Raw genomic sequence first — 24,180 nt, forward strand, 5'->3', positions numbered from 1 at the left:
TAGTGGCACTCTGGCCACCCAGCAGGCATTGGCTGTGGGTGCTGGAGTGGGGACCCTGCAGTAAAAACGGCTCCGCAGGACCGTGGGGTGGTCGAATGTTTCGGGCTCAAGGCTGGTTTAGCGCCAGGTTCTTTTTCTGTCCCTCTTTGAGCAGGTATGTGGCAAAAAATAGCGCAGTGGCCTGGGTAAAGACATCGCGGTTTTCCTTCTTGCGATAGCCGTGGCCCTCGTTCAACGCGTTCATGTACCATACCTCGTTGCCGTTTTCGCGCAGTGCTTCCACAATCTGCTCCGCTTCGGTAACGGGCACGCGGGGGTCGTTTTGCCCTTGCACCACAAACAGGGGCACCCGAATCTTTTCCACATTGTTATTGGGGCTGATGTTCTCCAGGAAGGCGCGCATTTGGGGATCGCGCTCATCACCGTATTCCACCCGGCGCAGGTCGCGGCGGTAACTCTTGGTGTTCGTCAGGAAGGTGACAAAGTTGGAAATACCCACGATATCCACTGCCGCCTTGAGTCGATTGGAGTAGTGCATGCCGGTGGCCAGTACCATATAGCCGCCGTAGCTGCCGCCGAACACGGCGACCCGCTTCGCATCCAGATCCGGCTGGGTGGCGATCCAGTCCAGCAGGGCGCCGATATCTTTGACAGAGTCCTCGCGCTTATAGCCGTTATCCATGCCCAGGTAGCTTTTGCCGTAGCCTGCGGAACCGCGCACATTGGGTGCGATGACTGCGGCGCCCAGCGTCTCCAGCCACAGCTGGTAGGTACTGGAGAACACCGGGCGGTACTGGCCCTCCGGGCCACCGTGGATGGAAATAATCACCGGCACCGGGCCCTCGGCTTCGCGCGGTTTGTAGACGAAAGCGGGAATCTCGCGAGCCTTGCCGTCGATTATATCGAAAGTGGGATAGCGCACCAGTTGCGGCTCGACAAACTGCCCGGTATTCAGGCCGCCGACTTCGCTGTAGGTCCAGCGGGTGAGATCGCCACTGGACAGCGGGCGCCGGCCAAGCGCAAGCACAAAGGTATCGGTGGGGGTCTTCGGGGTGTTCAGGGAAAGTGCCAGTTTGTCGCCGCGTGGGGTGAATTCGATACCGCCGATAACCCCGATGGGCAGGGAATCGACTTTGCTGTAGCGGTCGTTGCGCGGATCGTACAGATAGAGTGCGGATAAGCCGTTTTCGTTGGCCACAAAGGCGCCACGGCGGCCATCTTTACTCAGTACAAAACTGCTGATGTCCCAGGGGATATCAGCGGTAATCACTTTTTCTTTACCGCTGGCCAGGTCCTTGCGAATCAGCTGGGTGAATTCGCCGCCTCGGTCGCTCATCAGGTAGACAGAGCGGTCGTCTTGGCTAAAGCCCGCGGGAAAGTTGCGCGAGTCGTCTTCACCACCACCGGCGACCAGTGTCCGTGCGCCGCTGTCGAGATCCAGCAGGTGGGCCAGGGAGCGGGTCGAGGAGATGTACTGCAGCACCAGCAACTGGTTGCCGGATTGGGAGAAACCGGCGGGCCCCCACCAGCTGCCGTCCTCGGCTTTCACAATCAGGCGATCCTTTTGGGTATCACCGTCAAAGGTGCTCAGCCAGATATCGTTGGCGCTGCCGTTACGGCGGGTGCTCTGGTAAGCCAGGGCAGCCCCCTGTTTGTTCCACAGCAAGGCACCGTTGCGGGATTTGCCGTCGGTCATCATCATGCGCTTGCCGCTGTCGATGTCCAACAGGAAGATCTGTGCATACTCATTGCCACCGGCATCCATGGTAAAAGCCAGCTGCCGGTGTTCCGGGCGGGTGGCTACAGCGCCGATCGGTTCTTTAAAAAAGGTCAGCTGGCGGCGGGCACCACCGGCACCCTCCACCTTGTGCAATTGGCTCACTTCGCCAAATCGGGTGCTGACAAACAGGCCGGTGCCATCCATATCCCAGCCGCGAAAGCTGGCCGAGCGCACGTTCTGGTAGCGGTTCAGCTTATCGACAATGCTTTGTGGAATAGAGGGGACATCTTCCAGCACCAGCTGGCCGCTGTTTTCCGTACGGCTCTCCACCGCACTGGCCAGGCCCGCTGCGCTGAGCAGTACGGCAGTGATTAAAGAGCGCCATTGGCACATAGTGTTCTCCTTGCTGGCCCAGGCAGGCGCAGCTCTCTTGTTATTGGAATGAGGCGGCCACATATTAGCGGAATCCCCAATAGGGGAAACAGAGGTTGAAATTCACAGCAGGTGAGCCGGGGGCTTGCCGAGGTAATCCGAGTGACTGCGACAGACCCCAAAATCGTTTTTATCGGCGGTGCCGGCAATATGGGCGCTGCGGTGATCGGCGGCCTGTTGGCGGCCGGCTACCCAGCGGACAGGATTGTGGCAACCGGACGCGATCCCCACAAACTGGCGGCTTTTGCCAGAGGTCACGGTGTGGTGGCGCACAACGATAATATTGCTGCGATCAGTGATGCCGACGTGATTGTATTGTCGGTCAAGCCCCAGATGATGCGCGATTTGTGCATGGGTCTGCATCCGCACCTGGCCGGGCGCAATCCGCTGATTATCAGTTTTGCAGCCGGCATTCCCCTGGCCGCTTACCGGCGCTGGCTCGGCGAGCACCTGCCCATCGTGCGCGCCATGCCCAATACCCCGGCGCTGGTACAGGCGGGAGCGACCGGTTTGTATGCGGGCGCGGGGGTGACTGCTGAGCACCGCGCCATCACCGAGCAGATTGCCAATGCGGTGGGGATTTCCCTGTGGGTCCGGGACGAGCGCGAAATCAACCAGATCATTGCTGTGGCGGGTTCGGCACCAGCCTATTTTTTCCAATTTATGGAGGCCATGATTGAGGCATCTGTCGCCAGCGGATTTGCCCGCCCCGATGCGGAGCGCCTCGTGTTGCAAACTGCACTGGGCGCCGCCAAACTGGCCATGGCCAGCGAAGAGGATGTGGCCCAGTTGAAACGCAAGGTGATGTCGCCAGGTGGTACCACAGAGTGTGCCGTAAAGCGTTTTGAGCAAGGGGGGCTCTTCCAACTGGTGGCCGAGGCCATGGGCGATTGTGCCGAACGCGCGGCAGAGATGGACCGGGAACTGGACCGCTAGGGTTATGAATCAATCGGGTGGTGCAGGCAGCGCCGTATATCAGTCACTTTTCAGGGGTTTTTAATGACAAATACCTTCAGCAATATCGGCGTCTTTCTGGTGGCGACCCTGGGTATCCTGTATCTATTTGCGGTCTTGATGCGTTTTTTACTGCAATTGGCCCGCGCGGATTTCTACAATCCCATTTCCCAGGGGATCGTCAAGATCACCAACCCGCCGCTGTTGCCCCTGCGCAAGGTGGTTCCCGGCATTTTTGGCATTGATATGGCATCGGTGGTACTGGCGCTGCTGGTGGGGCTGGTGATGATACTGGCCTGCGGCCTGTTGGCCGGCTTTGGTTTGTTTAACCCCCTCAGTGCGCTGCTCTGGTCCCTGATCGGCTGTGTTGCCACGGTGATCGCGGTCGTGTTTGTCGGCCTGCTGATCTCCATCGTATTCAGCTGGATTGCGCCCCACAGCGGCCATCCGGCGCTGATGTTGCTGCGCCAGCTGCTGGACCCCTTCTACGCGCCGGTGCGCAGGTTGATACCGCCTTTGGGGGTGATTGATATCAGCCCGATTTTTGTGTTTATCCTGCTGACGGTGGCAGACAAACTGTTGCTGGGCTTTGCGCGGATGGCCAATATGCCCGCTTTTGTTTACCAGCTGTTTTGGCATATCCCCGGCTTTTAGGGGATATTGCGCAGGGAAGATTTCTTCCGTTGCGCGCACTGGGTCGCATCTGCCCGAGCGTCGGGCCCTTATACTGGTAGCGGTTGACCCCCGCCGGCTGCAACGGGCGGGGGCCTGTATCCAGGCTGTCAATAACAAGAACACCTTGACATGGAAGACGCACTCTTACGCCAGCATATCGCCGACTACGACCGCTGGAAAAAGAATCTGGACTGCCAGTTTGCCCGCTTCAGCCAGTGGCTGGAGCAATACTTTCCCAATTCTGCCGGGGCCCGCCAGGCCGTGCAGCAGGCGCGCGCTCTGCTCACCGAAGACCAGTTTACCCTGGTTCTGGTGGGGGAATTTTCCCGGGGCAAGACAGAGCTGATCAATGCGCTTTTGTCACAGACCTACGGCAAGCGCCTGCTGCCCTCCAAACCCGGGCGCACCACCATGTGCCCCACGGAGATCTTCAACGATGGCGCCGAGTATGCCAGCCTGCGCCTGCTGCCGATCGAAACACTCGCCACCAATACCAGTCTGGAGAGTTTCCGTCGTATTCCTCAAAAGTGGGTCACTCACGAGTTCGACGCCAATGATCCCGAGGCCACCCGCGCGGCCCTGCTGAAGGTTGCCGCGACCAAATCGGTGATGCCGGAGGAGGCGGCGCGCTACGGCTTTGACCGCCGCCACCTGGATGACAAGGGCAATCTGGTGGAGATTCCCGCCTGGCGCTATGCCCTGATCTGCCTGCCCCACCCGCTGTTGGATCAGGGGTTGCGCATCATCGATACACCGGGGCTGAACGCCCTCGGCAATGAGCCAGAGCTAACACTCAGCACTCTGCCCGGGGCCCAGGCGGTGGCCTTCCTGCTCGCCGCGGACGCCGGTGTCAGTGGTACCGATATGCACATGTGGGAGACCCATCTGGCACCACTGCGCAATCATCGCGGGACGGCGGTGATGGCACTGCTGAATAAAGTGGACGTTCTCTGGGAGGACCCCGATGAGGATGCCGAGATTTTGTTGCAGCGTATGCGCGCCGAGGTCGCCCGGCGGTTGTCGCTGCCCCGGGAGAGTGTCGCCGCTGTATCGGCGAAAATGGCACTGCTGGCGCGACAGCAAAGTGATGTAGCGCTCTTGCGCAACAGCCGTTTTGCGGATTTTGAAACACTGCTGGTACAACGCCTGCTGGAGCACCGCCAGAAGGTGGCAGAGCACCGCGCCCTGCACCAGGCCCTGACCCTGATGGCGGATACCCGCGATCTGCTCAAACGCCGCCTCAACAGCGGTCGCGCGGCACTGGCGCACCTGCAGCGCAACAGCACCAATACCCGGGAGCAACTGGCGGAGCTGGGCCAGTTGCAGCAGGTGGCGCGCGAGCAGCACAAGCTTTGTCACCAGGAACTGCTCACGCTCAAATCCAGCCAGCGCATGCTGATGCGTCGGAGCGCTTCTCTATTGGCGCCAATTTCCAGTCAGCAGTTGCAGCTGTTGATCGACGACACCAGCAAAGCATTGCACAAACGCTGGACGCCTATGGGATTGGCCAAAGCCATCGAAGGTTTTATGCTGGGTGTCGATCACCAGCTCTCCAACCTGGAGCGCGAGGTGAACCAGGTCAACCGTCTGCTGGATGCCGTTTTCGAGCGCTCGAGCCTGAAGAGGGTGGCCAGTACCGGACAGTATTTCAATATTCGACAATTCCGTGCGACCCTGCGTGGGCTGCACCGTCAGGCGGCCCAGCTGCGCCGCTCACCGCAATTGTTACTGGCGCGACGCAATCGACTGAGTGAGCGCTTTCTCGCGACCCTCGCCTGTGAGGTGAGGCGGCTCTACCAGGAGATGAGTACCGCCGCAGAGGACTGGCTGGAGCGGGCCCTGGACCCTCTCAGGCAGCATGCCCAATACCAGAAGCACCTGTTGAACCGCCACCTGATCAAGCTTACCGAGTTGAAACAGAAAAGCCGCAGCCGGCGCACCGATCTGCGCAGCCTGGAGGATGAGGTGCTGCGCAACGACGGGGCTCTGTCGGCGCTGGAGGCGTTGCTTCACCACAGTGCTTCTACCCCGCAACCGCTGGCTCCTGCACCCCGCGCGCGTAATGTCACGCCTCTGAAGGCCTCTCTCAACCGCTGAACAGGGCAGGTGATTTTCCACTGGCGGCTTCCGCAATTGTCATCCGTTGCGGCGCTCCCGTACACTTGTCGCTCCGGTATTTGCCAACCGCCAAGTAACCGACAGATATAAACGCCTTGTTCACGCAAAACCCCACCACGCCTCAAGAGGATCAGACTGCCAGCGACAGGGGCTCTGTGGGTCTTGTCACCCCCAAGCGCCACAGGTTTATTGAGCCATTGGCGCTGGCCTGCGGACGCGTTCTGCAGGACTACACCTTAGTGTACGAAACCTACGGTACACTGAATGCCCAGAAGAGCAATGCGGTACTCATCTGTCATGCGCTCTCGGGTCACCACCACGCCGCCGGGCGGTATCGCCCCGAGGACAAGCGGCCGGGCTGGTGGGATCACTATATCGGCCCCGGTAAGCCGATTGATACCAATGCATTTTTTGTGGTCGCCCCCAATAACCTGGGCGGCTGCCATGGCTCTACCGGGCCGGTTTCCATCAACCCCGACACCGGCAAACCCTGGGGGCCAGACTTTCCCTCGTTGCGGGTGCGCGACTGGGTACACAGCCAGGCACGTCTTGCGGACCTGTTGGGTATTGAGCAGTGGGCGGCGGTGATTGGTGGCAGCCTGGGCGGCATGCAGGCCATGCGCTGGTCACTGGAGTACCCAGAGCGGTTGCGCCACTGCGTGGTGATTGCCTCGGCGATGAAATTGTCGGCGCAGAATATCGCCTTCAATGAGACCGCCCGCCAAGCCATCACTTCCGATCCGGATTTTTGTGAGGGGCGTTATTTGGAGCGGGAAAAATTGCCCCGCCGCGGCCTCGCGGTGGCGCGTATGATAGGCCATATCACCTATCTCTCCGACGATGGTTTGGGGCGCAGGTTTGGCCGTGAGCTGCGCACCGGCAGTTTCCAGCAGGGCGCCGAGGAAGTGGAGTTCCAGATTCAGAGCTATCTGCGTCACCAGGGCGATACCTTCTCCAACAGTTTTGATCCCAACACCTATATACTGATGACCCGCGCCCTTGACTATTTCGACCTCGCGCGGGAGTACGGCGACGACCCTGTGGCCGCATTTGCCAATGCCCGTTGCCGTTTCCTGTTGGTTTCCTTTACGTCCGACTGGCGCTTTGCGCCGCAGCGCTCGCGGGAGATTGCGGATGCGTTGATGCACGCCAATATGCCGGTGAGCTATGTGGAAATTGAATCGGCCATGGGCCACGATGCTTTTCTGCTGCCAAACAAACGCTACGAAAATATCTTCCTTGCCCATATGCAACGGGTGGCGGAGGAGAAGTTCTGATGCGGATAGATTTGGATGTGATTCAGGAGTGGATAGCGCACGGCAGCTGTGTTCTCGACCTGGGTTGTGGCGACGGAGCTCTGCTGGAGCAGTTGGGCAAGAACAAGGCTGTGACAGGCTATGGGCTGGAGATTGACCCGGGGCAGATCACGCGCTGTGTAGAGCGCGGTGTGAATGTGGTTGAGCAGAACCTGGATGCCGGGCTCGGCAATTTTTCCGATGGGAGCTTTGATACGGTAGTGATGACCCAGGCCCTGCAAACGCTCAGACACCCCCACCTGGTTGTAGAGGAAATGCTGCGGGTGGGGCGCGATTGCATCATTACCTTTCCCAATTTCGGCCAGTGGAAGGCCCGCTGGCATCTGGCCTTCTCCGGGCGCATGCCGGTTTCTGACCTATTACCCTATGAATGGTATAACACACCTAATATTCACTTTTGTACTTTCGGGGATTTCGAGGTGTTGTGCAGGGAGCGCAGTTGGACTATTTTGCATCGCCAGGTAGTATGCGAATCTATGCCGGGTGGATTATTGAAAGAGTATTTACCCAATTTATTTGGTGAGACCGCGATATATCATCTGACTCGCTAAACTAATAATCCGGTAACCAATGATGCGCTGTCGAACAACTATTCCTGCGCCATGTTTTGTGTCCTTATCCTGGGCAAGGCAAGCCGTTTTGGGTGGGTGCTTCTGTGTTGTGAGCGCGCCACCGGGATACACTGACCCCGTTTGCCGGTCGCTACCCATTACCATTGGAGGTGAAGCGTGAAATCAATTCTTGCCGCAGCCGCCGCACTGGCCCTGTTCTTCTGGATGTCCGGCGCTGCCGCACAGCAGGCCCGGCTTATCAAGAACCATGAGGATTTTGGCGATTACCGGGTGGTCTACTCGGTCTTCAACAGCGATTTTATCCAGCCGGATATCGCGCAGAAGTACCAACTGGTGCGGGCCAAGGATCGCGCCTTCGTCAATGTGACGGTGGTGAAAAAAGAGGGCGGTATCCACGGTCTCAGTGCTGAGATGTCGGGCTCGGCGACAAACTTGATCCAGCAGTCGCGGCCGCTGAAGTTCACCGAGATCCGCGAGGGCGATGCGGTCTACTATCTGGCAGCTCTGCGCTTCGAAGACGAGGAGACACTCACGTTCAACGTGGATGTCAGCCTGCCCAACGGCAAAAAAGAAACTGTCACGTTCCGCCGTAAGCTGGACAGGCCCTGATCGGTCTCGCCGGGGCCCTTGCCGGTGTCTGGTGCAGTGCAGGGGAATACTACTTTTTAATGGGATTCACTGCGGGCCTGACGCCCGCTTTTTATTGGGTGGGGTAAGGTGAAAAGCATTGTTCTTGCCAGCGGTAACACCGGCAAGTTGCGAGAGTTTTCCCAGCTTTTCAGCACTTGGGAAATAGAGGTTTTGCCGCAGTCAGCCTTCGGTGTGTCCGAAGCGCAGGAGACGGGGCTCAGCTTTATCGAAAACGCCCTGATCAAGGCCCGCCATGCGAGTCGCATCAGCGGTCTGTCGGCACTGGCAGATGACTCGGGCCTGGCGGTGGACGCACTGGGTGGCGCGCCGGGCATCTATTCGGCCCGTTACTCTGGCGAAGGGGCCACAGATGCACGCAATAACAGCAAGCTGCTCGAGATGCTGCAGGGGGTTGAGGAGGAGCAGCGCGGAGCCAGCTTCCATTGCGCCCTGGCCTTTGTACGCCGCTACGACGATCCGGTACCCCTGGTGTGCAGTGCACAGTGGCGCGGGCGTATACTCGACGCGCCTGCAGGGGAGCAGGGTTTTGGTTATGACCCCCTGTTCTATGTGGCCGCCGAAGGGTTGACCTCGGCGCAGTTGCCGCGGGAAGTGAAGAATCGCCTTAGCCACCGCGCCCAGGCACTCGCAAAGTTTGAGGTCATTTGGCGCCAGGCCATGCTGGGAGCCAGCCTTGCCGGTTAGCGGCAACGGCCTCGTGTTGCCGCCTATCAGCCTCTACGTGCATATCCCCTGGTGCGTGCGCAAGTGCCCCTATTGCGACTTTAATTCCCACCAGGCCGCCCGCGACCACACAGATACCGACTACGCACTGCCCCAGGCGGACTATGTGGCCCAGCTGCGACGCGACCTGCTGAGCCAGCTGCCCTGGGTGCAGGGGCGCGAGCTGCAGTCGATTTTCTTTGGCGGTGGTACCCCGAGCCTGTTTTCCCCGGAGGCCATCGGGCAGATCCTGTCGATGGCCGAGGAGCTTGTAGGCTTTGCCAAGGGCATCGAGATTACTCTGGAGGCAAATCCGGGCACCTTCGAACAGGCAAAGTTTACCGGTTACCGAGCTGCCGGGGTCAACCGCCTGTCGATCGGGGTGCAGAGTTTCAACACCGCCCAGTTGCACAACCTGGGTCGTATCCACAGCGGCGAGGAGGCCGTCAGTGCCCTGGCCATGGCGCGCAGAGCCGGATTCGACAATATCAACCTGGACCTGATGCACGGCCTGCCGCGACAGACGGAAGCGCAGGCGCTGGAAGATCTGCGCCGCGCTGTGTCCCTGGCACCGGAGCATATCTCCTGGTACCAGCTCACCATTGAGCCCAATACCGCCTTCTATAGCGCGCCACCCTCCACACCGGGTTCGGAGCTGATTGTCGGTATGCAAAGCAGTGGGCGTGCGCTTCTCGCCGCACAGGGTTATATGCGCTACGAGGTATCCGCCTATAGCGGGCAGGGGCTGGAATCCCGCCACAACCTCAATTACTGGTCGTTTGGCGACTATTTGGGTATCGGCGCCGGGGCGCACGGCAAAGTCACACTGCCAGAGGAGGGCCGGGTCCTGCGTACCCGGCGCACGCGCACCCCGAGGGACTATTTGTCGATTGCGCCTGCCCGTGAGTTACTGTATACAGAGCTGGCTGCACCGCATGTCGATCCGGTTGAGGCGGGAGATCTGCCGCTGGAGTTTTTGATGAACACTCTGCGCCTGGTCGAGGGTGTGCCCCTGGACAGTTTTGAGCGGTATACCGGACTCTCTTTGGAAGCGCTGTCGCGGCAGTGGCCGGCACTGGTGGCTATGGACCTGGTAGAGCCTCTTGAGCGACGTATCACTGCCAGTGCCTTCGGCTTTAACTATCTCGATGAGATTCTGCAATGCTTTCTGGAGCAGCCGTGAGCTACCCGCGCCGGGCCTTGAATTATGTGTCAGCGCCCCAATCTACGCGGTAGCTGGCATACTCCGGCTGTATTTCTGCGGCCAGCCTTGTGCGCTGATACCCCCGAGTGGCCCCGCACTGAGTAACTAGAGAACAGGAAAGCAATATGAGCGAGCACGCAATCATCAATGTAACTGACGCCGATTTTGAAGCGGAAGTACTCAAGGCTGAAAGCCCAGTGCTGGTGGACTTCTGGGCACAGTGGTGTGGTCCCTGCAAGATGATTGCCCCGGTGCTGGATGATCTTGCTGCTCACTATGGTGACAAGCTGAAAATTGTCAAAGTCGACGTGGACACCAACAAGGAGAGCCCCGCGACATACAATGTGCGCGGTATCCCCACTCTGTTGCTATTCAAAGGCGGCAATGTGGAAGGTACCAAGGTCGGCGCCCTGTCCCGTGCCCAGTTGACCGAATTTATTGACAGCCAGTTGTAATCCCGGTGGCTCCATCCTGTAAAGATGGTAAATTTGCTTGCAGGATGGAATACACCCGTTATACTGGCAGTAATTCTGTAATAGCCCGGCGGCTATGAATCAACTGGTGGCCAGCTGAATTAAACGCCCCTCCACAGGGTCTCCGATCATTCCCGGCGTATATATTCCTCGGATTGAGCTTATTCTAATACTGCTCCAGTTTTGACGATGGAGCACATAGGCTTGACGAATACTGCGCTCTGGATGGGCAAGGGCACTTTTGGTGTTTTGGAAAAATAGACGAGCAAACCCTTAATTTTCAAATCCCTCCTCGAAAAATTTCCGGCGTGTCCGCGCCAAATGACAACAGAAACCTTAATAAGCAATTGGTATGAATCTCTCCGAATTAAAAACCAAACCCATTGAAGAGTTAATCGAAATAGCGAAAGGTATGGGCCTGGAAAACCTGGCCCGGTCTCGCAAACAGGATATTATTTTCAATATCCTAAAGCGCCATGCCAAAAGCGGTGAAGATATTTATGGTGATGGCGTATTGGAAATCCTCCAGGATGGCTTTGGATTCTTACGCTCCGCGGACTCCTCCTACCTCGCGGGACCGGATGATATTTACGTTTCCCCAAGTCAGATTCGCCGCTTTAATTTGCGTACCGGTGATTCGATTTCCGGAAAAATTCGCCCGCCCAAAGAGGGTGAGAGATATTTTGCCTTATTGAAAGTTAACGAAATTAACTTTGACAAGCCAGAGAATGCCAGAAACAAGATTCTGTTTGAAAACCTGACGCCGCTGTTTCCCAATGAAAGTCTTACTTTGGAATGTGGCAACGGCTCTTCCGAAGACCTTATTGGTCGTATTATTGATCTTGTGGCGCCGATTGGTAAGGGCCAGCGCGGTTTGATCGTGGCGCCACCCAAGGCCGGTAAGACCATCATGCTGCAGAATATGGCCCAGGCCATTACGCGCAATAACCCAGAGTGCCATCTGATCGTTCTGCTGATTGATGAGCGCCCGGAAGAAGTGACAGAAATGCAGCGCTCCGTGCGTGGTGAAGTGGTGGCCTCTACTTTTGACGAGCCGCCGGCGCGCCATGTCCAGGTTGCTGAAATGGTGATCGAGAAAGCCAAGCGCCTGGTTGAACACAAGAAAGATGTCATCATTCTATTGGATTCTATTACCCGCCTGGCGCGGGCGTATAACACAACGGTACCGAGCTCCGGTAAAGTGCTCACCGGTGGTGTGGACGCCCACGCTCTGGAGCGTCCCAAGCGCTTCTTCGGGGCTGCGCGCAATATTGAAGAGGGCGGCAGCCTGTCTATTATTGCTACTGCATTGATTGATACTGGCTCGAAGATGGACGAGGTGATTTTCGAGGAGTTCAAAGGCACCGGTAATATGGAATTGCAACTGGATCGCAAGATTGCTGAAAAGCGCGTCTACCCAGCGATTAACGTACGCCGTTCCGGTACGCGACGCGAGGAGCTGCTGATGCCAGAGGGCGAGCTGCAGCGGGTGTGGATTCTGCGCAAACTGCTCCACGATATGGAGGATTTGGCCTCGACTGAATTCCTGGTGGATAAGCTGAAGGGCTTCAAGACAAATGATGAGTTCTTCCTGTCCATGAAGCGGAAGTGATTTTCACCGGGATAGACACCGGTATCGGTACCATTTGTGTGCTTGGGAGCGAATTAGGCGATTATTTGCACGGTTTATTGTTGAAAAGGCGAGCTATTAGGCATATAAAGCTCCACAGAGTGGCGCTGGATGTGAATGTTACTGAGGGGCGCCCGACTGAATTGGCTCAGGAGTAATTCCGCAAAGGGCCAATCTCAAATGGAAAATCTGGTGGAGCTGGTTTCCATTTGTGACTGCACGACAGCCCACATATCTAGTGAGAACCTTTTGTGAATATCTATATTGGAAATCTGGCCTACGGTGTAACCTCTGACGACCTGAACGAAGCTTTCGGTGCTTTCGGAGAGATCTCTCGGGCTACTGTTATCACCGACCGTGAGACTGGCCGCTCTAAGGGCTTCGGTTTCGTAGAAATGCCCAACGACGACGAAGCGCGCAAAGCGATTGAAGAGATGAACGATCAGCCGATGTCTGGCCGTAACATTCGTGTTAACGAAGCCAAGCCACGCGAAGATCGTCCGCGTCGCCCCCGCTTCTAAGCTTGCAAAAAGCTTAAGATTTTTTCGGCCCGCTGCACATCGCTTGCGGGCCGTTTCTTCCCTTCCGCTCAGCCATCCTGCCAGGGAGCCGCTCCCTATTTTGTGTCTTCTGTTTTACACTGATCGCCGGTTTATTGACTGCGTTCGCTAGCCCATGAAATACAAAGACCTGCGCGACTTTATCACGCTATTGGAAAAGCGTGACCTGTTAAAACGTATTCGGTATCCCGTCGACCCGCACCTGGAGATGACAGAGATCTCGGACCGCGTGCTGCGCTCTGGTGGGCCGGCACTGTTGTTTGAGAACCCGGTGGGCTCTGATATCCCCGTGCTTACCAACCTGTTCGGCACCCCGGAGCGTGTGGCTTTGGGCATGGGACGGGAAAGTGTGGCGGAGTTGCGAGCGGTTGGCGAATTACTCGCTTTTCTCAAGGAGCCTCAGCCGCCGGAGAATCTGCGCGATGCATGGGAGAAGCTGCCGCTGTTCAAGCAGGTGCTCAATATGGGACCCAAAGTAGTCCGGGGCCCTGCCTGCCAGCAGGTTGTGCTGGATAAAGATCAGGTAGACCTGCACAAGTTGCCGATCCAAACCTGCTGGCCCGGGGATGTGGCGCCCCTGGTGACCTGGCCACTGGTCATTACCCGTGGGCCGGAAAAGAAACGCCAGAATCTCGGCATTTACCGTATGCAGCTGATTGGTAAAAACCGCTTGATTATGCGTTGGCTCAGCCACCGAGGCGGTGCCCTGGATTACCGCGACTGGTGTAAAAAGCACCCCGCTGAGCCCTATCCCGTGGCTGTGGCCCTCGGTGCAGATCCCGCCACCATTCTTGGCGCTGTTACTCCAGTTCCGGATTCTCTGTCCGAGTACGCGTTCGCGGGCCTGCTGCGCGGGGATAAAACCGAAGTGACAAATGCCCTGTCAAGCGATTTGCAGGTGCCGGCCAGTGCCGAGTATGTCCTGGAAGGCTTTCTCTACCCCGGGGATACCGCCGATGAAGGCCCCTACGGGGACCACACAGGTTACTACAACGAAGTGGACCGCTTCCCGGTATTTACTGTGGAAAAAATCACCCACCGCAAGAACCCCATTTATCACAGTACATACACTGGGCGCCCACCGGATGAGCCGGCAATTCTGGGAGAAGCGCTGAATGAGGTATTTGTGCCAATATTGCAAAAGCAGTTTCCTGAAATCGTCGATTTCTATTTGCCGCCGGAAGGCTGCTCCTACCGTTTGGCAGTGGTAAGCATAAAAAAGCAGTATATCGGGCATCCCAAGCGGGTGATGATGGGGATCTGGTCCTTCCTGCGCCAGTTTATGTACACCAAGATGGTGGTTGTTACCGATGACGATGTGAATGCGCGGGATTGGAAAGAGGTGATCTGGGCCATCACCACGCGTATGGATCCGGTACGGGATACGGTGATGATAGAGAATACACCGATTGACTATCTGGATTTTGCCTCACCGGTATCGGGGCTCGGCTCAAAAATGGGATTGGATGCGACCAACAAATGGCCCGGCGAGACTGACAGGGAGTGGGGCAATCCTATTGAGCGGGATACAGGGGTCGTCAAAAAAGTGGATGAAATCTGGTCCCAGCTGGGTCTTTAAGCATCGCTGCAATTGGATTGCATTCAAATTCGGAACAATCCGCCCTGCCGATAGACTATCCGGTAAAATGCGCTATCTGATTGTTACTCAATTGAGCCTGGTAATTGTCAGTTCTTCTATTTGGCCAGATAGCCTTTTCCCGAGATGTCATGTATTGCCAACAGCCTTTGGCAGTCTACTTGGAAATGAGAATAATCTTGAGTGATATAAGATAGCGGATGAGACCCATAACCCGGGGCTTCACTTTATGGCCTGAAGTTACCATTCTGCCAAACGCTAATGTCTCAAGGCACTAGCCAACGTTGCAGAATTTGGTGCTCGGTTTGTCCGATCACTGCCATACTGGCGTGATTGCGATCTGCAAGCGCAATCACTTTGATCGTATGATCGTTTAATGCTTTGAAGTTGTCGTATGGCGATACCAGATCGGCAGGTGAGGAAAACAGCAGAACAGGTGTGTCGGAGGCTACGAGGAGCGGTTCTATTCGAGTGTCTTCGAGTTGAATATTAGCGTTTTCTAGTGCTAATAAAGCACCCTTGCGAATTTGCTCTTCGGAAATAAGATTGCCAACTAAGCGATGGTTTGCTCTGGAATAGTTATAAACGGCTGTGTCAAACTGTGGCATCGGTGCCTGTAAAATAAGTCCCCTGATGTCCTCGCGGTTAGAGGACACCCGTGCGGCTGTTAATGCGCCCATGGAGCTACCCAAAAGATAGAGTTTCTCCCCGCTGATGGTCTGCTTGCTGATCAGGTCGTCGATAAGATTGCTGACAACAGCGCTATCTCCCACGCCGTATTTTTTAGCGCCGCCTGACTCTCCGTGTCCCAAAAGATCCGGGACAACTACCTCATACCCCAGGAAGCGAAAGTAGAGCGCAGAATTGATCATGAACTCCTTGGAGACCCTAAAGCCGTGCAAAAGAACAATTGTTCCGGAGTAAGTATTCGCCAGAGCGCCTCTTTGCACAGCAAGCTCAACCTGGCTAGTGCGGTTACCCGAATCCACTTCGATAGAATATCCAAGCTTTTTTGATGTGATGGGCGGTGCAAAGAAATAACTGATGCAGCCCCCCTCAGAATTGGAGCAGAATTGGTTTTTGTTAAAACCCAAGTCCTCAATTTGTTCATCTGTGATTATTTGTTCGTAGGGAAAGCTCTCGGACTTTTCTAAAAAAAAGGCAACACCCGATGAGCAGGAAGATATCAATACACATAGGGTCACGAGGGAGAGTAACTTTATCATATTGATTATTAGATAAACGTATATGGCGTAAAGTATAACCAATCCCGGATTCAACTCGCTACTGTTATTGTTGTTGACATTCGCAATTAGGTAATGCCGTACCAGGTTGTGAACGAGTTCTGGCAATCCGAGGTTTTCAATGTGTTGCTTTACCCACACTGAATAAGAACGGTTTGGCATTTGGTGAGTGTAAATTCCGGTACTATGGGAACGGATGGCTATTGTTCACACTTTTTTGAGTGGCCAGGAACTCTATTTGTTTAAAAAAACACTCGCATTCCGGGTTGTTTGAATTAATTCGAAAAGTAGATCAGCTTTGTGTTCAACGAACGCTGCGTCAATGACAAGTGCCTCTCTGTTTGACAGGCCATTGATGGTTTAAGATTCAGTCTTTTCAAGTCTCAGGGAAGAACTTGTGATGTTTGACAAACTATGGAGCAATCATCCTACCATTAGCGCATCGATATTCTCGGATGACGCGCCATGCACCGTGGATGGGAAAAGGACATATACTAATCAATGCGCAATCCGAATGGGAGTTTCCCTGCAAAAATCCGGAGTGAAACTTGATACCTTTAAAGGCGCCCGTTGTTGGTATGGGCATAAGCCTGGCCATATCCTCCGCGCAGAGGAGTTAGCCAATTGGCTAAAGGGCCCTTTCTCTCCTTTCAGGCAAAGTTTGGGTTTTGAAGCCTCAAAAGGGTTTGTGAAGATCAACGGAAAGAAAGGAATCGTCTTCTTCAAAGACTATTATGGCCCCGGTAATCGGGGCGACCATATTGATCTCTGGAACGGGCGCAGATTAACCAAATTCACAACCTGGTTTGAATTCAGTATCCGCAACGGCCGCCACTACGAAAAAGCCACGGTTTGGTTCTGGCCGGTAGCGTGAGGGCGATATGAAAAAATATACCCTCTCGGTTTTGATTGTTTTTGTACTATTCGCCTGTAGCCTTGAGGAGCGACCCCCATACAAGGCCTATGAAAATACCCTTCCGGAGCAAGGTGCCACCCTTCAATACGATCCTGAAGACGGCCTGACCAATTTGGATCAGGTTAAGGCCGGGCTGCAAGAGGGCGACCTCATCAAATTCAATCGCTCCTTGGAGTGGTATGGCACTGAATCTGATTTTGGGCTCGAAAAGATAGGTGGCAAAACCGCCAGGGAGCTTGTCGATGTGGTTAACTGTTTGAAGCAAAATGAGCCAAACCAACAAGGCGCAGCCTGCTTCTGAAAAGCAGCTATTATTGAGTTGTGGCGTCGGTATAGTAGATAAACAGTTAAGTCAGTAGCACAGGGATTTACCGGCTGGAGAACTATATAGGGTGGAAGTTAGGATTATTCGTTGTGTGACAAAATTGCAATGAATCTTTCAATCTGAGGGAGTTTATTTGCTATGAAAACAGAAGAAGAAAAATTTGTATATGATTTTTGGATGCAGGTTTGGGACAGGCAACTGCTGACTAAAATTCCAAATTTTATAGCCCCGAATTTTATCATTCATTCTGCAGGAAAAGATGTTCTTGGTATTGATGCATTTTCTAAATGGGTGGCTAATTTTCAGTCTAAGATAGGTGAACTCAGATTTATTGTTCACGACATCTTTTCCAGTGAAGCAAAGGTTGTCAGTCGCTGGCAAATTACCGGTCAAAATAAGGGCTTTATGAATACGGATAAAAACCTTCGGCCAGTAGACCTTTCAGGAATTACTATTTCAGTAGTCAGAGAAGGAAAAATAGTAGAAAAGTGGGTTGAAAGGAGTGCCTGGGAGCTCTATCACAGACTTGAATCCTAGTTTGAGCAGAATGGAGGACGTCGAAATAGATCGTATTTGGAGTTCTGCGCCAGTGTTTTACCCTCGCGGATCCAGACAGAGATCAAATGCATCTGGCACCGCCAACCTGCTGGAGTCAGACCGGCCCGGTGTACTCGCCCCGCGCTGGGTAATTGTTCTCTTGAACAAATTTGAGTGCACCGAGCATTTCCTTAAAATGTGGACGCACGAACGGCATGGTTTGAACGATGGCAAAATAGAGCGTGCAATCCTTTCGAACCAAAAAAACCCCTGGTTCAGAGAAGAGCGCCGGCTCCTCAATACCGATAGAGGTCGTGCCGCGGCCCGATGAAAGGTAAAGCCCCCATTCCTTTGCCACTGACAATGGTAAGTCGTAACCAACACGTAGTTCTGGATAGCCAACCTTATCCGCCATCTTCCTGGCGCAACTTTCATTGTCGGATGAAATTGCAATGGTCTTGACGCCGCTTTCTAAGAACTCGGCAGACACACCCCCGAGTTCTTTTAGGTAAGTTGCGCAGATAGGACAATGCAGACCACGATAAAAGACAACCAGCGTTGCGAATTCGGGATTATCCCGGGATAGATCGAAGGTGCCTGAAGATAGGGTTTCCAATGCCAGCCTGGGAACTGGTTGGCGGGGAATCAGCATCGTTTTCCTCACACAATACAGGTATAGGATGTATTTCAGGAGCTGTGACTAATACATTAACCGTTTTGTAACCAATGAAGAGTGGCCATTACAGTGTATAGGCAGTTTAGTACATCTTATAACTTCGTCACAGCGGCGAGGGTATCCTTTCCTTTCAGCCCGGTAGTAAGCAGTTCAAATGATCTGCCTGGCCACATCCAGCATGCGATTTGCAAAGCCCCATTCATTATCAAACCAGATTAAAATCTTCACCAGCTTACCTCCTGCTACCCGTGTCTGGCTGGCATCGATAATGCCCGAGCGCGGGTCATGATTAAAATCACAGGAAGCTAGCGGCTCCTCGGTAAAACCCAGTACGCCTTTGAAGCCTTTTGCAGCTGCCGATTTGAGTAGGGCATTCACTTCACGTTGACTGGTGGTTTTTTGCAATTGCACAGACAGATCAATGGCGGAAACATTAACGGTGGGCACACGCATGGCCTGGGCTTCGAATTTCCCGGCCAAATGGGGGAGAATGCGTTCGATGCCGCGGGCCAGTGCGGTATCAACGGGAATAATTGATGAAACGGCGGAGCGGGTTTTTCTCAGGTCGGTATGGTGGTAGGCATCATTTACCGGTTGATCGTTCATGGCTGAGTGGATGGTCGTAATTACTCCGGCCTCGATACAGAATGCTGTATCCAAGGCAGCAATAACGGGCACACTGCAGTTGGTGGTACAGGAGGCAGCAGAAATAATCCTTTCTTTACCGCTGAGGATCTGGTCATTGACGCCATAGACAATGGTGGCATCCACATCGCGGCTGGCGGGTTGGGAAAATAAAACCCGCTTGGCACCGGCAGCCAGGTGTAGCTCAGCGTGCTTGCGCTCCTTAAAGCTGCCGGTGCACTCCAGTACAATATCCACATTGTTTTTGTGCCACTCCAGCTCTTCTAGTCGTTCGCAGTGCGTGACAGCGATACGATCTCCATTGACCACCAGCGTATCATTTTCCGCGCACACTTCGCCGATGAAGCGCCCGTGTACTGAGTCGTATTTGGTCAGGTGGCCGATAGTGGCGCAGTCGGCAAGCTCATTGATGGCGACAATCTGCAAGGTATCGCGGGCACCGGATTCGTAGAGGGCGCGTAGTACGGAGCGGCCGATACGGCCATAGCCATTGATAGCGAGTCGAATCGTCATAGCAGTGTTGCCGAATTGAGGTTACAGAGGGCGCTGGGACAACCGTTGCCGGCTGGCGTGGCAACGGGTTTGCCATCCGGGCCGGTATCGGGTAACAGCGCCAATAGCCGAGTTGGCTACAGCAGTTTTTCCACGGTTTCCACAACGTTATCCACAGTGAATCCGAAATAATGCATCAGCTCGGCGCCGGGGGCGGACTCACCAAAAGTACGCATGCCGATGATAGCGCCATCGAAGCCGACGAACTTGTACCAGTAGTCTTTGTGGCTTGCCTCCACTGCCACTCGTGCGCGTACCGCAGAGGGTAGTACGGATTCGCGGTAGGATTCGTCCTGTTCCATAAAGACCTCGGCACAGGGCATGGAAACTACGCGAACCATTTTACCTGCCAGTTTCTCTTGTGCTGCCATGGCCAGATCCACTTCGGAGCCGGTGGCGATAATGATCGCTTCCGGGGTGCCTTTGCAATCGGATAAGACATAGCCGCCTTTTTCTATCTGTGTCAGTTGCGCGGCATTGCGGCTTTGCGGCGCCAGGCCCTGACGGCTGAATACCAGGGTGCTGGGGCCCTTTTTACGCGCAATGGCCATTTTCCAGCTCACAGCGGATTCGGTGGCGTCGCAGGGGCGCCAGGTGTGCAGGTTGGGCGTAGAGCGCAGTGCACTCAGTTGTTCTACCGGCTGGTGGGTGGGGCCGTCCTCGCCGAGGCCGATGGAATCATGGGTGTAGACGAAGATCACGCGCTGCTTCATCAATGCGGCCATGCGCACCGCATTGCGTGCGTACTCCATAAACATCAGGAAGGTGGCACCGTAGGGTACAAAACCACCGTGCAGGGCAATGCCGTTCATCATGGCACTCATCCCAAACTCGCGCACGCCATAGTACACGTAGTTGCCGGAGGCATCCCCTGCACTGACCGCCTTGGAGCCGGACCAGAGGGTGAGATTGGAACCGGCCAGATCCGCGGAGCCGCCGAGTAATTCTGGCAACAGCGGGCCGTAGGCGTTGAGGGTGTTCTGGCTCGCTTTGCGTGAGGCGATTTTCTGACCCTGCTCCTGGCATTGTTTGATGTATTGATCGGCTTTAACGTGAAAGTCTGTCGGCAGTTCACCGCCCATGCGGCGTTCAAACTCGGCGGCCAGCTCTGGAAAGGTCTCGCGGTAGTCGGCGAGGATGTCTTTCCATTCGTCTTCCTGCGCTTCTCCTTTAGCCCTGGCATCCCAGCCTGCGTAGATCTCTTCGGGGATATGGAAGGGGGCGTGGGGCCAACCCAGGGTTTCGCGCACCAGCGCAATCTCATCATCGCCCAGTGGTGCACCGTGGCACTCTTCGCGGCCCTGCTTATTGGGGGAGCCGAAGCCTATGACGGTTTTGCAACAAATTATGGAAGGCTTGTCGGCATGGGTGCGCGCCTCTTCGATCGCGGCCTTGATGGCTGCGGCATCGTGCCCGTCGACATTGGGGATCACATGCCAGCCGTAGGATTCGAAGCGTTTGGGTGTGTCGTCGGTAAACCAGCCCTCGACTTCACCGTCAATGGAGATGCCGTTATCGTCGTAAAAGACGATCAGCTTGCCCAGGCCCAGGGTGCCGGCGAGAGAACAGGCCTCATGGGAGATCCCTTCCATCAGGCAGCCGTCCCCAATAAATGCATAGGTGCGGTGGTCAATCAATTCGTAGCCGGGACGGTTAAACTGGGCCGCCAGCACTTTCTCTGCCAGCGCCATGCCGACCGCATTGGTAATGCCCTGGCCAAGTGGGCCGGTGGTGGTTTCAATTCCGGGGGCATAACCGTGTTCCGGATGCCCTGGGGTCTTGGCGTGCAACTGGCGGAAATTCTTCAGCTCTTCAAGTGGCAGATCGTAACCGGACAGGTGCAACAAGGAATACAACAGCATGGAGCCGTGACCGTTGGACAGTACAAAGCGGTCGCGGTCAGCCCAATCGGGATTGGCCGGGTTGTGTTTCAGGTAGTCATTCCAGAGCACTTCGGCGATATCTGCCATACCCATAGGTGCACCGGGGTGACCGCTATTGGCTTTCTGGACTGCATCCATGGACAGGGCCCGGATAGCATTGGCCTTGCTTGTGCGAGAGGGGATAGAAGACATAAAAAGGGCTCTCTGGTTCTGGGAGGGGCCGCGGCGCTGCTCTGCGGGCAGATTTCCGTGGGGTCACTAAAACGGGGGCGTATTCTCCCGTAAAGGTCCGCTCCGCGCAAAGCCTTGGCGCAGAATTTGCCAATAATAGTGCAGCAACAGCGATTCAAACGGTAATCTGAGCAACCTTAAATCATCTGCATCAAAATACTTTTATCAACCTATATCAAAAAATTTTGATATAGCTGCGCACGCTTGCTAGACTCGTCCCCATGCCTGAATCCCATTCCCCCTCGGAACCCGGCCCCGGCACGGAAATGCCCCGCTTGGCGGCGACCCTGAAAGCGGCCGGTGACCCTCTGCGGCTCGAGATATTGCGCCTGCTCAGCCGGGATTCCTACAGTGTGCTGGAGTTGTGCCGTATCTTTGATCTGCGCCAACCGGCCTTGAGCCATCACCTGAAGGTGCTCGCCCAGGCTGGCCTGGTCAGTAAGCGCCGCGAGGGCAACAACCTCTTTTACCGGCGCACCGGCAGTTCTGCGCTGCTTGTGCAGCTGTTTACCGATCTGGATCAACTGCCCCTGTCCACCGGGCGGGCTCAGTCGGTAGCACGTATTTCCGAGGAGCGGGCCGAGGCCTCGCGACGCTTCTTTGCCGACTACGGCAACCGTTTCCGCGAGCAGCAGGAACTGATCGCCGGCTACGGGGTATACGGTCCGCAGGTTGCCCAGCTGCTGTGCCCCGGGGCCCACGCGATAGAAGTGGGCCCCGGAGAGGGGGAATTTTTGCAAGAGCTGTCGCAGCGCTTTGACACGGTGACAGCGCTGGATCTGTCGTCTGCCATGCTGGCGCGCGCCCGGATCTTTGCCGGTGGGCATGGCCTGAACAATATTGAGTTTGTCTGCAGCGACACCCGTGCAGCCGCAGCGCGCCCGGACAGTGCCGACACCATCGTGGTGAATATGGTGCTGCATCACACACCGGACCCCGCCCGGATTTTTTACGACCTGCACAGCGCCCTGAAAAGCGGAGGGCGTCTGCTGGTGGCCGAGTTGCAGGAACACGCGCAGGACTGGGCCAGAGAGGCCTGTGGGGATCTGTGGCTGGGATTTGCACCGGAACAGCTGAGTGACTGGGCGCAGAGCGCCGATCTGAAGGACGGGCGCAGTGTCTACAGTGCCCTGCGCAATGGTTTTCAGATCCAGATACGTGAATTTATAAAGCCCTGAAGGTATTAACCAGGCGTTGGCAGAAGCAGAATTTATACAACCGCCCGCAATGGAATCAATGGAGACTCTCACATGAGTGAATACACACTGTTTACTTCGGAATCCGTTTCCGAGGGACACCCGGATAAAATTGCCGACCAGATTTCCGATGCGGTACTGGATGCTCTGCTGGCCCGTGACAAACAGGCCCGTGTGGCCTGTGAAACCCTGGTAAAAACGGGTATTGCAGTGATTGCCGGGGAGATCTCCACCTCTGCCTGGGTCGATCTGGAAGAGCTGGTGCGCAAGGTGATCACCGATATTGGTTATACCTCCTCCGATGTGGGTTATGACGGTGAAACCTGTGGCGTGATCAATGTGATTGGCAAGCAGTCTGTGGATATCGCTCAAGGTGTCGATCGCGCCAAGCCCGAAGATCAGGGTGCGGGTGATCAGGGTCTGATGTTTGGCTACGCCACCAATGAGACCCCCACTTTTATGCCGGCACCGATTTACTATTCGCACCGCTTAGTGGAGCGTCAGGCAGAAGTGCGCAAATCCGGACTGCTGCCGTGGTTGCGCCCGGATGCCAAGAGCCAGTTGACTTTCCGCTATAACGAACAGGGCCGCCCCTGTGCCATTGATGCGGTCGTGCTCTCCACCCAGCACAACCCGGATGTGAGCCAGACGGATTTGCGCGAAGCGGTCATGGAGCTGATTGTGCATCACACCCTGCCCCTTGAGTGGCTGCACGCCGGCACCAAGTACCATATTAACCCCACAGGCAATTTTGTGATCGGTGGCCCAATGGGAGACTGTGGTCTCACCGGGCGCAAGATTATCGTGGATACCTATGGTGGTTCGGCCCGCCACGGTGGCGGTGCCTTCTCCGGCAAGGACCCATCCAAGGTGGACCGCTCCGCCGCTTATGCGGGTCGCTATGTAGCCAAGAATATTGTCGCGGCGGGACTGGCCAAATGCTGTGAAATCCAGGTGTCCTACGCCATCGGTGTCGCTGAGCCCACCTCCGTTGCTATCAATACTTTCGGCACTGGCATGGTCCCGGAGGACAAGCTGGTGGAACTGGTACGCGAGAATTTCGACCTGCGCCCTTTCGCCATATCCAGATCCCTCGATCTGTTACACCCCATGTATCAGTTGACGGCGGCATACGGCCATTTCGGTCGCGACCCCGGTACCCATACCTACAACTGGGTGGACGGCAATGGACAGCAGCACAGTGAAACCTTTACCGCCTTCCCGTGGGAGAAAACGGACAAGGTAGACGCCCTGCGTGCCCAGGCCGGGCTTTAATGCGCGTCGACTAATCTATGGCTCTGTAGGAAGAGCTTCTGAAATCCGGGCGGTCAGCGCCCGTGTGAAAAAACAATTTTACTGGACCTGAAAAGA

22 protein-coding genes are annotated in these 24,180 nt (G+C 55.6%); 17 read left to right on the forward strand and 5 right to left on the reverse strand.

Annotated features, from left to right (window positions below; translation table 11 throughout):
• Positions 1 to 106 precede the first annotated feature (106 nt).
• Positions 107 to 2,113 (reverse strand): S9 family peptidase, encoded by a 2,007-nt coding sequence (locus tag ACL7TT_RS13240; RefSeq protein ID WP_413396033.1) that lies wholly within the window; start codon positions 2,111 to 2,113, stop codon positions 107 to 109.
• A 141-nt stretch (positions 2,114 to 2,254) separates the two neighbouring features.
• Here ACL7TT_RS13240 and proC point away from each other — a divergent pair, with 141 nt between their 5' ends.
• From proC to ubiD, 12 genes are all read left to right on the forward strand, one after another.
• Positions 2,255 to 3,088 (forward strand): pyrroline-5-carboxylate reductase, encoded by an 834-nt coding sequence (proC, locus tag ACL7TT_RS13245; protein ID WP_413396035.1) that lies wholly within the window; start codon positions 2,255 to 2,257, stop codon positions 3,086 to 3,088.
• 63 nt (positions 3,089 to 3,151) lie between these two features.
• Complete coding sequence (locus ACL7TT_RS13250; RefSeq protein WP_299943089.1) at positions 3,152 to 3,760, forward strand: YggT family protein; 609 nt, start codon at positions 3,152 to 3,154, stop codon at positions 3,758 to 3,760.
• 150 nt (positions 3,761 to 3,910) lie between these two features.
• Positions 3,911 to 5,878 (forward strand): dynamin family protein, encoded by a 1,968-nt coding sequence (locus tag ACL7TT_RS13255; RefSeq protein ID WP_299943090.1) that lies wholly within the window; start codon positions 3,911 to 3,913, stop codon positions 5,876 to 5,878.
• Positions 5,879 to 5,994: 116 nt separating this feature from the next.
• Positions 5,995 to 7,176 carry a homoserine O-succinyltransferase MetX gene (metX, locus tag ACL7TT_RS13260; protein WP_299943092.1) on the forward strand — a complete coding sequence of 394 codons (1,182 nt, stop codon included), beginning with the start codon at positions 5,995 to 5,997 and terminating at the stop codon, positions 7,174 to 7,176.
• Positions 7,176 to 7,766, forward strand: a complete 591-nt coding sequence (gene metW, locus ACL7TT_RS13265; RefSeq protein WP_299943094.1) for a methionine biosynthesis protein MetW — start codon at positions 7,176 to 7,178, stop codon at positions 7,764 to 7,766. Before metX ends, metW begins: the two co-directional genes overlap by 1 nt.
• A gap of 177 nt (positions 7,767 to 7,943) precedes the next feature.
• Complete coding sequence (locus tag ACL7TT_RS13270) at positions 7,944 to 8,396, forward strand: DUF4426 domain-containing protein (protein ID WP_299943096.1); 453 nt, start codon at positions 7,944 to 7,946, stop codon at positions 8,394 to 8,396.
• 108 nt (positions 8,397 to 8,504) lie between these two features.
• Positions 8,505 to 9,122 carry an RdgB/HAM1 family non-canonical purine NTP pyrophosphatase gene (gene rdgB, locus ACL7TT_RS13275; RefSeq protein WP_299943098.1) on the forward strand — a complete coding sequence of 206 codons (618 nt, stop codon included), beginning with the start codon at positions 8,505 to 8,507 and terminating at the stop codon, positions 9,120 to 9,122.
• Positions 9,112 to 10,323: a radical SAM family heme chaperone HemW gene (gene hemW, locus ACL7TT_RS13280; protein WP_413396039.1), complete on the forward strand. Its 1,212-nt coding sequence runs from the start codon at positions 9,112 to 9,114 to the stop codon at positions 10,321 to 10,323. Before rdgB ends, hemW begins: the two co-directional genes overlap by 11 nt.
• Positions 10,324 to 10,469: 146 nt before the next feature.
• Positions 10,470 to 10,799 carry a thioredoxin TrxA gene (trxA, locus tag ACL7TT_RS13285; protein WP_299943102.1) on the forward strand — a complete coding sequence of 110 codons (330 nt, stop codon included), beginning with the start codon at positions 10,470 to 10,472 and terminating at the stop codon, positions 10,797 to 10,799.
• Positions 10,800 to 11,169: 370 nt separating this feature from the next.
• Positions 11,170 to 12,429 (forward strand): transcription termination factor Rho, encoded by a 1,260-nt coding sequence (rho, locus tag ACL7TT_RS13290; RefSeq protein ID WP_413396040.1) that lies wholly within the window; start codon positions 11,170 to 11,172, stop codon positions 12,427 to 12,429.
• Between the two features lie 269 nt (positions 12,430 to 12,698).
• On the forward strand, positions 12,699 to 12,968 hold the full coding sequence (locus ACL7TT_RS13295) for an RNA recognition motif domain-containing protein (RefSeq protein WP_299943106.1): 270 nt from the start codon (positions 12,699 to 12,701) through the stop codon (positions 12,966 to 12,968).
• 154 nt (positions 12,969 to 13,122) lie between these two features.
• On the forward strand, positions 13,123 to 14,586 hold the full coding sequence (gene ubiD, locus ACL7TT_RS13300) for a 4-hydroxy-3-polyprenylbenzoate decarboxylase (protein ID WP_413396042.1): 1,464 nt from the start codon (positions 13,123 to 13,125) through the stop codon (positions 14,584 to 14,586).
• Positions 14,587 to 14,870: 284 nt separating this feature from the next.
• Here ubiD and ACL7TT_RS13305 read toward each other — a convergent pair whose 3' ends face one another.
• The gene (locus ACL7TT_RS13305; RefSeq protein ID WP_413396044.1) at positions 14,871 to 15,830 is read right to left on the reverse strand and encodes an alpha/beta hydrolase; all 960 of its coding nucleotides are present in this window, start codon (positions 15,828 to 15,830) and stop codon (positions 14,871 to 14,873) included.
• Between the two features lie 418 nt (positions 15,831 to 16,248).
• On the opposite strand from ACL7TT_RS13305, the gene ACL7TT_RS13310 reads away from it, so the two are divergent.
• The 3 genes from ACL7TT_RS13310 to ACL7TT_RS13320 all read left to right on the forward strand — a co-directional run bounded on the left by ACL7TT_RS13310 (position 16,249) and on the right by ACL7TT_RS13320 (position 17,626).
• Positions 16,249 to 16,722: a type VI secretion system amidase effector protein Tae4 gene (locus ACL7TT_RS13310; RefSeq protein WP_413396046.1), complete on the forward strand. Its 474-nt coding sequence runs from the start codon at positions 16,249 to 16,251 to the stop codon at positions 16,720 to 16,722.
• Between the two features lie 7 nt (positions 16,723 to 16,729).
• Entirely contained in the window at positions 16,730 to 17,065 is a 336-nt protein-coding gene (locus ACL7TT_RS13315) for a hypothetical protein (RefSeq protein WP_299943113.1), read from the forward strand.
• A gap of 162 nt (positions 17,066 to 17,227) precedes the next feature.
• Complete coding sequence (locus ACL7TT_RS13320; RefSeq protein ID WP_413396048.1) at positions 17,228 to 17,626, forward strand: ester cyclase; 399 nt, start codon at positions 17,228 to 17,230, stop codon at positions 17,624 to 17,626.
• A 115-nt stretch (positions 17,627 to 17,741) separates the two neighbouring features.
• On the opposite strand, the gene ACL7TT_RS13325 is transcribed toward ACL7TT_RS13320, so the two are convergent.
• From ACL7TT_RS13325 to tkt, 3 genes are all read right to left on the reverse strand, one after another.
• Complete coding sequence (locus ACL7TT_RS13325; protein WP_413396050.1) at positions 17,742 to 18,278, reverse strand: peroxiredoxin-like family protein; 537 nt, start codon at positions 18,276 to 18,278, stop codon at positions 17,742 to 17,744.
• 174 nt (positions 18,279 to 18,452) lie between these two features.
• Entirely contained in the window at positions 18,453 to 19,460 is a 1,008-nt protein-coding gene (locus ACL7TT_RS13330) for a type I glyceraldehyde-3-phosphate dehydrogenase (RefSeq protein ID WP_413396052.1), read from the reverse strand.
• A gap of 116 nt (positions 19,461 to 19,576) precedes the next feature.
• The gene (gene tkt, locus ACL7TT_RS13335) at positions 19,577 to 21,574 is read right to left on the reverse strand and encodes a transketolase (RefSeq protein WP_413396054.1); all 1,998 of its coding nucleotides are present in this window, start codon (positions 21,572 to 21,574) and stop codon (positions 19,577 to 19,579) included.
• A gap of 260 nt (positions 21,575 to 21,834) precedes the next feature.
• Here tkt and ACL7TT_RS13340 point away from each other — a divergent pair, with 260 nt between their 5' ends.
• The gene (locus ACL7TT_RS13340) at positions 21,835 to 22,791 is read left to right on the forward strand and encodes a metalloregulator ArsR/SmtB family transcription factor (protein WP_299943123.1); all 957 of its coding nucleotides are present in this window, start codon (positions 21,835 to 21,837) and stop codon (positions 22,789 to 22,791) included.
• Positions 22,792 to 22,863: 72 nt separating this feature from the next.
• A complete protein-coding gene (gene metK, locus ACL7TT_RS13345; RefSeq protein WP_299943125.1) occupies positions 22,864 to 24,084 on the forward strand; it encodes a methionine adenosyltransferase in 1,221 nt (406 codons plus the stop codon).
• Positions 24,085 to 24,180: the final 96 nt, after the last annotated feature.

This window comes from Microbulbifer jejuensis, assembly GCF_047289955.1.
Lineage (GTDB): Bacteria > Pseudomonadota > Gammaproteobacteria > Pseudomonadales > Cellvibrionaceae > Microbulbifer.